The organism is Herbaspirillum sp. C7C8 (genome assembly GCF_022627875.1).
Taxonomy (GTDB): domain Bacteria; phylum Pseudomonadota; class Gammaproteobacteria; order Burkholderiales; family Burkholderiaceae_D; genus Herbaspirillum.
The window spans coordinates 204,311-212,502 of the sequence record NZ_JABXGG010000006.1 but is presented as its reverse complement, the minus strand read 5'-3'; the positions used below and the strand labels follow the sequence as shown (position 1 = coordinate 212,502).

General features: G+C 62.7%; 8 protein-coding genes. 7 read left to right on the top strand and 1 reads right to left on the bottom strand.

All coding sequences use genetic code 11. From position 1 onward, the window contains the following. Positions 1–147 precede the first annotated feature (147 nt). Positions 148–1,089 carry a CysB family HTH-type transcriptional regulator gene (locus HWE01_RS10220; RefSeq protein ID WP_008330266.1) on the bottom strand — a complete coding sequence of 314 codons (942 nt, stop codon included), beginning with the start codon at positions 1,087–1,089 and terminating at the stop codon, positions 148–150. 171 nt (positions 1,090–1,260) lie between these two features. Between HWE01_RS10220 and HWE01_RS10215 the strand changes: the two genes are divergently transcribed. The 7 genes from HWE01_RS10215 (at position 1,261) to cobA (ending at position 8,192) form a co-directional block, all read left to right on the top strand. Next, positions 1,261–2,034, top strand: a complete 774-nt coding sequence (locus HWE01_RS10215) for a sulfite exporter TauE/SafE family protein (RefSeq protein ID WP_241821736.1) — start codon at positions 1,261–1,263, stop codon at positions 2,032–2,034. A gap of 63 nt (positions 2,035–2,097) precedes the next feature. Then, a complete protein-coding gene (locus tag HWE01_RS10210; protein WP_008330270.1) occupies positions 2,098–3,795 on the top strand; it encodes a nitrite/sulfite reductase in 1,698 nt (565 codons plus the stop codon). After that, positions 3,788–4,315: a DUF934 domain-containing protein gene (locus tag HWE01_RS10205; protein ID WP_241821735.1), complete on the top strand. Its 528-nt coding sequence runs from the start codon at positions 3,788–3,790 to the stop codon at positions 4,313–4,315. The genes HWE01_RS10210 and HWE01_RS10205 overlap by 8 nt, the downstream gene beginning before the upstream one ends. 30 nt (positions 4,316–4,345) lie before the next feature. After that, positions 4,346–5,077, top strand: coding sequence for a phosphoadenylyl-sulfate reductase (locus tag HWE01_RS10200; RefSeq protein ID WP_034350478.1), 732 nt, complete (start codon positions 4,346–4,348; stop codon positions 5,075–5,077). Between the two features lie 49 nt (positions 5,078–5,126). Continuing rightward, on the top strand, positions 5,127–6,062 hold the full coding sequence (gene cysD, locus HWE01_RS10195; protein WP_069374332.1) for a sulfate adenylyltransferase subunit CysD: 936 nt from the start codon (positions 5,127–5,129) through the stop codon (positions 6,060–6,062). Further along, positions 6,062–7,393, top strand: a complete 1,332-nt coding sequence (locus tag HWE01_RS10190; protein WP_008330274.1) for a sulfate adenylyltransferase subunit 1 — start codon at positions 6,062–6,064, stop codon at positions 7,391–7,393. Before cysD ends, HWE01_RS10190 begins: the two co-directional genes overlap by 1 nt. Positions 7,394–7,430: 37 nt before the next feature. Next, on the top strand, positions 7,431–8,192 hold the full coding sequence (gene cobA, locus HWE01_RS10185; protein ID WP_008330277.1) for a uroporphyrinogen-III C-methyltransferase: 762 nt from the start codon (positions 7,431–7,433) through the stop codon (positions 8,190–8,192).

Sequence of the window (8,192 nt, the reverse complement as noted above, 5' to 3'; positions counted from 1 at the left end):
ACCAGCCCTGACGCGCGCCTTGCCACCACGCCTTCTGGGGGCAACGCATCTCACAGATTGAATGTGAACAGGCCCTACAAACAAGAACGGCCGGATCCGCGCGGATCCGGCCGTTCTTACGTCTGGTCTGCCTTCGGACGGCGGGACTTAAAGTTCATACATGTCCTTCTCGCCCTCCATGACCTGCGCAATCAGCTTGCGGTTCAGGGTGGGCGCCAGCAATTCGATGAAGGTATAGACATATCCCCGCAAATACGCCCCTTGCTTCAAGGCCACGCGCGAGACATTAGTGCCGAACAGGTGGCCGGCCGGGATCGCCCGCAGGCCGCGGTCGCGCTCGGCGTCGAAGGCAATGCCGGCAATGATGCCCACCCCCATGCCCAGCTCCACATAGGTCTTGATGACGTCGGCATCGATGGCTTCGAGCACCACATCGGGTTTCAACTGGCGCAGCGAGAAGGCATGGTCGATCTTGCTGCGGCCGCTGAAGGCGGAGTCATAGGTGATCAGCGGATTGGCGGCGATCTCTTCCAGCGTCAGGCTCTTCGATTGCAGCAGCGGATGGTCGGGCGGCACCACCACCACGTGCTCCCACTGGTAACAGGGCAGCGACACCAGCCCCTCGCCTGAGGCCAGCGCCTCGGTGGCGATGGCAATGTCGGCCTGGTCGTTGCGCACCATCTCGGTGATCTGCTTGGGATTGCCTTGCAGCAATGACAAATGCACCTTGGGATATTTCTGGGTGAAGGCTTGTACCACCTTGGGCAAGGCATAGCGCGCCTGCGTGTGCGTGGTGGCGATGGTGAAACTGCCGCTGTCGTGGGCGGCGAATTCCTTGCCGATGCGTTTCAAGCCATCCACTTCCTGCATGATCAGCTCCACCGAGCGCAGCACCGCCCGACCCGGCTCGGTCAGGCCGCGAATCCGCTTGCCGTGGCGGGTGAAGATGTCCACGCCCAGCTCTTCCTCCAGCTCGATGATGGCCTTGGAAACGCCTGGCTGCGAGGTATAGAGGGCCTTGGCGGCCTCCGTGAGGTTGAAGTTCTGCCTTACCGCTTCACGAACGAAACGGAATTGATGAAGATTCATGTGGGAATTCCTTCGCTTCTACCTAGTAAGCGGGCGGCGCCCGGCGCCAGCCCTGCCTGCTTCATTCGCCGCATTTCCATATGCCAAAGGCGTATATAAGCAAATAAATACTATGTAGTTTGGTTTGAAACATAAGTTTATTACGATTCGCAGACTAATGGGCGAGGTGTTATGACTGTTTCTTATGTAGTAAGCGGATTTGCCGTAGGACTGCTGGTCGGACTGACCGGGGTTGGTGGCGGCTCGCTCATGACACCGCTGTTGACCTTGCTGTTCGGCATTCATCCTTCGGTGGCCGTGGGCACCGACCTGGCCTTCGCGTCAGCCACCAAGACCGCCGGCACCCTGGCCCACCGCTTCAAGGGCACGGTGCGCTGGGATGTGGTGCGCCGCCTGTCCTACGGTGCCCTGCCCGCTGCGCTGGTGACTACGCTGCTGCTCAAGCATTTCGGTGCCGTCAGCGACGGCATTGCCCTGACCATCCGCTATTCGATTGCAATCTCGGTGTTCCTGACCGTAGTGGCGCTGCTGTTCCGCTCGCGCATGCAGGCCTGGCTCAACGCCCATCCGGAAGCCCAGTTGCAAGGTACCAGGCTGGCCAGTGCCACCATGGCCGCCGGGGCCCTGCTGGGCACGCTGGTGACCATTTCCTCCATCGGTGCCGGTGCCGTGGGCGCGACCTTGCTGGTCTTGCTGTATCCTCGCCTGTCTCCGGCGGAGATCGCCGGTACCGACATCGCCTATGCCGTGCCGCTGACTGCCATCGCTGCACTGGGCCACTGGTGGCTGGGTTCGATCAACTGGGAACTGTTGGCCACGCTGTTGCTGGGCTCGGTTCCGGGCATCACCATCGGTTCGCTCGCAGCGCGGGCGGTGCCGGAGAAATTCTTGCGCGGCCTGCTGGCCATTACGCTGACGAGCGTTGCAGTCAAGCTGATTTGGTAGGCTTATTTTCAATCGGGCGCACCCTGATCCGGGCGCCCATAAGACGTTAACAGGGAAGACAAGATGTACCGCTATGACCAATACGATCACCTGATCGTCAAAGAGCGAGTCGCACAATACCGAGACCAGGTGCGTCGGCGCCTGTCGGACGAACTGGCCGAAGACGAATTCCGTATCCTGCGCCTGCAGAACGGCCTGTACCTGCAACGCCATGCCTACATGCTGCGCATCGCCATTCCCTACGGCATGCTGGCCTCCAATCAACTGCGCAAGTTCGCCGAAATCGCCGTCAAGTACGACCGCGGCTATGGCCACTTCACCACCCGCCAGAACATCCAGTTCAACTGGATCAAGCTGGAAGAATCGCCCGAGATCCTGGAGCAGTTGGCCAGCGTGGAAATGCACGCCATCCAGACCTCCGGCAACTGCATCCGCAACACCACCTCGGACGAGCTGGCCGGCGTAGCCGCCGATGAAATCGTCGATCCGCGTCCCTATGCCGAACTGATCCGCGAGTGGAGCACCTTCCACCCCGAGTTCGCCTACCTGCCACGCAAGTTCAAGATCGCCATCAGCGGCGCCGCCGAAGACCGTGCGGCCACCGCCGTGCACGATATCGGCCTGCATGTCATCAAGAACGAGGCTGGCGAAGTCGGCTTCCGTGTGCTGGTCGGCGGCGGCATGGGCCGCACCCCGATCCTGGGCAGCGTGATCCGTGACTTCCTGCCCTGGAAGCACGCCATGTCCTATCTGGAAGCGATCCTGCGTGTGTACAACCAGCACGGCCGCCGCGACAACATGTACAAGGCCCGTATCAAGATCCTGGTCAAGGCCATCGGCCCCGAGGAGTTCGCGCGCCAGGTCGAAGCCGAATGGGCAGACATCAAGGATGGCCCCTCCACCCTGACCGAAGAGGAACTGCAGCGCGTGGCCAAGTTCTTCACCGATCCGGCCTACGAAACCCTGCCGGCCGTGGATGCGGAATATGAACGACTGAAGGCTGAAGACCGTGGTTTCGCCAACTGGATCAAGCGCAACGTCAAGGCGCACAAGCAGGCCGGCTATGCAGCCGTGCTGCTGTCGCTCAAAAAACCGGGCGTGCCGCCGGGCGACATCACCGCCGACCAGATGAACTTCGTGGCCGACCTGGCCGACCAGTACAGCTTCGGCGAACTGCGCGTGACCCACGAACAGAACCTGGTGCTGGCCGACGTCAAGCAATCCGAACTGTATGCGCTGTGGAAGGCCGCCAAGTCGCATGGCCTGGCTACGCCCAACATCGGCCTCCTGACCGACATCATCTGCTGCCCGGGCGGCGACTTCTGCTCGCTGGCCAATGCCAAGTCGATCCCGATCGCCCAGGCCATTGCCGAGAAGTTCGAGAACATCGATTTCCAGCACGACATCGGCGACATCGAACTGAACATCTCCGGCTGCATCAATGCCTGCGGTCACCATCACGTGGGCAACATCGGCATCCTGGGCGTGGACAAGGATGGTTCGGAGTGGTACCAGGTCTCGCTGGGCGGTGCCCAGGGCAACGAGTCTTCGATCGGCAAGATCATCGGCCCCTCGTTCTCGGCCACCCAGATGCCCACCGTGATCGACCGCCTTCTGCAGGTGTACGTCAAGCAGCGCACCGAGGAAGAACGCTTCATCGACACCGTGCGCCGCATCGGTGTGACCCCGTTCAAGGAATTCGTTTACGCAACGCCGATCCGTTCGGCCGAGTATGTCGCAGGAGAAGACGCAAATGCCTGAAATCATCAAGAACAAGACCGTCGTCAGCGACGACTGGACCGTCCTGCGCCTGGCTGAAGGCGAGACCGCAGACACCGTAGCGGTACCGCAAGGCCGCGTGATTGTGCCGTTGAAGGTATGGCAGGCCCAGAGCGACGCTCTCAAGGCGCGTACCGAGATCGGCGTGTGGCTGGCCAGCGATGAGCGTCCGGAAGAACTGAGGGGCCAGCTGGAGAACTTCAAGGTCGTCGCTGTCGACTTCCCCAAGTTTGCCGATGGCCGTGGCTATTCCATCGCCTACAACCTGCGCGCCCGCCTGGGCTACACCGGTGAGCTGCGTGCCATCGGCGACGTCCTGCGCGACCAGTTGTTCTACATGCAGCGCGTGGGCTTCGATGCCTTTGCCGTGCGAGCGGACAAGAACATCCACGATGCCGTCAAGGGCCTGACCGACTTCTCCGAGAAGTACCAGACCTCCTGGGACGAGAAGAACCCGCTGTTCCGCCGCGTCAAGCGCGAAACGGTGCAGGCCGCCGACTGAACCGCGATTGTGAAGAAGGAAGGACAGCCCATGGCCAACCCAGGCTTGCAAGACCTCATCGCCAAGACCCAGGCCACGCTGGAACGCATCGCCGCCGAGTACGCCCCGGCCGCGCTGGCCTCCAGCCTGGCCGCCGAAGACATGGTGCTGACCGACCTGATCCTGCGTGGCAAGCTGCAGGATCGCATCAGCATCTTCACGCTGGAAACCGGTCGCCTGCACAAGGAAACCGTGGGCATGCTGGACCGCATCCGCGAGACCTACGACTACGAGGTCGCGCCCTATCGTCCGCAGCCCGAAGCGGTAGAAGCCTACGTACGGAAGAACGGCGCCAACGCCTTCTACGACAGCGTGGAGCTGCGCAAGGAGTGCTGCCACATCCGCAAGATGGAGCCGCTCAATCGCGCCCTGCAGGGCAAGGCTTCGTGGGTGACCGGCCAGCGCCGCGCACAATCGGTCACACGCGCCGAGCTGCATGTGCAGGAACGCGACGAAGCCCACGGCATGGAGAAGTTCAACCCCCTGGCCGACTGGTCGGAACAGGACGTGTGGGACTACATCCGCGCCAACGACGTGCCCTACAACCCGCTGCACGACCAGGGTTACCCTTCCATCGGCTGCGAGCCCTGTACCCGCGCCATCCAGCCCGGAGAAGACATCCGCGCCGGCCGCTGGTGGTGGGAGAACCCCGACTCCAAGGAGTGCGGCCTGCACGTGGTCGATGGCAAGCTGGTGCGCATCAAGGCGCATGCGGCGAGCTGAACCAGAATTCAATCAAAGCAACAACAAGCAAAGCATCGGAAGGTCCGGCATGAACACAGCGGTAGACAAACTCTTTTTGGACAACGCCAGCAACCGTCACCTCGACTGGCTGGAATCGGAAGCCATCCACATCATGCGCGAGGTCGCGGCCGAGTGCAGCAACCCGGCGCTGCTGTTCTCCGGCGGCAAGGACTCCGTAGTACTGCTGCGCATCGCCGAAAAAGCCTTCCGCCCCGGCAAGTTCCCCTTCCCGCTGGTGCACATCGATACCGGCCACAACTTCCCGGAAGTCATCGAATTCCGCGACCGCCGCGCCGCCGAACTGGGCGAGCGCCTGGTGGTGCGTTCGGTGGAAGATTCGATCAAGCGCGGCACCGTGCGCCTGCGCAATCCGCAGACCGATTCGCGCAATGCAGCACAAGCCGTAACGCTGCTGGAAACCATCGAGGAATTCAAGTTCGACGCCTGCATCGGCGGTGCTCGCCGCGATGAAGAAAAGGCCCGCGCCAAGGAACGCATCTTCTCCTTCCGCGACGAGTTCGGCCAGTGGAATCCCAAGGCCCAGCGCCCCGAACTGTGGGACCTGTATAACACCCGCGTACATCCGGGCGAGAACATGCGCGTCTTCCCCATTTCCAACTGGACCGAGCTGGATGTGTGGCAATACATCGCCCGCGAAAAACTGGCCCTGCCTTCGATCTACTTTGCGCACGAACGTGAAGTGATCCCGCGCAACGGCCTCTTGGTACCGCTGACCGACCTCACCCCGGCGCGCGAAGGCGAGACCGTCGAAAAGCAGGTCGTCCGCTTCCGTACCGTGGGCGACATTTCCTGCACCTGCCCGGTCTCCTCGGACGCCGCTTCCGTGGAAGCCATCATCGCCGAGACCGCAGTGACCCAGATTACCGAGCGCGGGGCCACCCGCATGGACGACCAGACGTCCGAAGCCTCGATGGAAAAACGCAAGAAGGAAGGATATTTCTGATGAACGCCGCCGCAACCCAAGCACAACTGGCCCAGGCCACCGCACAATCGCATGAACGCGGCCTGCTGCGCTTCATCACCGCCGGTTCCGTGGACGATGGCAAGAGCACCCTGATCGGCCGCCTGCTGTTCGACAGCAAGGGCATCTTCGCCGACCAGCTCGACGCCATCTCGCGTGCCAAGCACAAGCGTACCGTGGGCGATACCGTGGACCTGTCGCTGCTTACCGATGGCCTGGAAGCCGAGCGCGAGCAAGGCATCACCATCGACGTGGCCTATCGCTACTTCGCCACGCCCAAGCGCAAGTTCATCATTGCCGATACCCCAGGTCATGAGCAGTACACCCGCAACATGGTCACCGGTGCATCTACCGCCGATGCCGTCATCATTCTGGTGGACGTCTCCAAGGTGAAGCTGGGCGACGATGGCAGCGTGGAACTGCTGACCCAGACCAAGCGCCACTCCACCATCGCCCACCTGCTGCAGATCCAGCACGTGATCGTGGCCGTCAACAAGATGGACCTGGTGGATTACGACCAGACCGTCTATGACCGCATCGTCGGCGCCTACCAGCAGTTTGCGCAGCAACTGGGCTTGAAGGACGTGCGCGCCATCCCGCTGTCGGCGCTGGCCGGTGACAACGTAGTGGAGGCCAGCGCACGCATGTCCTGGTATCAGGGCCCGACGCTGATCAACCTGCTGGAGTCGCTGTCGGTGTATGAAGATGCGCACGAAGAAGCCTTCCGCTTCCCGGTGCAGCTGGTGGCGCGCCACAACGGCCACGAAGCCAATGATTTCCGTGGCTACATGGGCCGTATCGAAGCCGGCAAGGTCGCGCGAGGTGACAAGCTGGTGGTGCTGCCCAGCGGACAGAGCGCGACCGTCAAGGACATCCAGACCCTGGATGGTTCGCTGGAATCGGCCTCGGCCGGCCAGTCGGTGACCATCCTGCTGGACGAGTACCTGGACATCTCGCGCGGCGACCTGCTGGCCGCGGCGGCCCAGCCCTCGACCATCCTCAAGACCGTCAACGCGGATGTGTGCTGGCTCTCCGAAGAACCGCTGGACCTGCGCCGCAAGTACTGGCTCAAGCACACCACCAAGCAGGTCGCCGCACGCGTGGCCAAGGTCGATACGCTGCTGGACATCAACACTCAGGAACGCCGTCCCGCCGACACGCTCAAGCTCAACGACATCGCCCGCATCAGCGTGAACGTGCAGCAGCCCATCGCGGCCGATGCCTACCAGGACATCCGCGCCACCGGCGCCTTCATCCTGATCGACGAAGTGAGCCATCAGACGGTGGCCGCTGGTATGATTCGGATCGACTGAATTTCCTTCGATCCGCAATCGTCTCTTCGACCAGGCCATGGCCACCCAACAGGCAGCGACTTCCTACTCTTCCGATTCACCCGCCCCCAGCCCGGACCATCCGGGCATGGTGTGGCTGGTTGGCTCCGGCCCTGGGGCCGCTGACCTGTTGACGGTGCGTGCCGCGCGCCTCTTGGCGCAAGCCGAGGTCGTGCTGCACGATGCCCTGGTCACGCCGGACATCCTGGCACTGTGTCCGCAGGCAGTGCTGGTCCCGGTGGGCAAGCGCAGCGGCCAGCGTTCCACGGCCCAGCCCGTGATCAACCAGAAGCTGGTGGAAGCGGCTCAGCAGTATCGCCGCGTGGTGCGCCTCAAAGGCGGCGACCCCATGCTCTTCGGTCGGGCCGATGAAGAAATGCGGGCGCTGGAAGAGCACAACATTCCTTACGAAATCGTCCCCGGCATCACCGCCGCACTGGCGGCCGCCTCGGCTGCCAAGCGGCCGCTGACGCGACGCGGGATTGCGCGCAGCGTTTCCCTGTTCACCTCCAGCACCGGCGTGGACGAGCCGGACGAAGTGCGCATGCCCAATGGCGATACCCTGGTTCAATACATGGGCGGACGCGAAGCCACGGCCACCGCGCAGCGCTTGCTGGCGCTGGGCCATGCGCCTGATACGCCGGTGGTGGTGGTGGAGAACTGCAGCCGTCCTGACCAGCACATCTACCATCTGCAACTGGCAGGCCTGGAAGCCGGGCTGCAGGCCTGCAGCGGGCCGGTGCTGGTGATGATCGGGCCGGCACTGGCGGATCGGGACTGA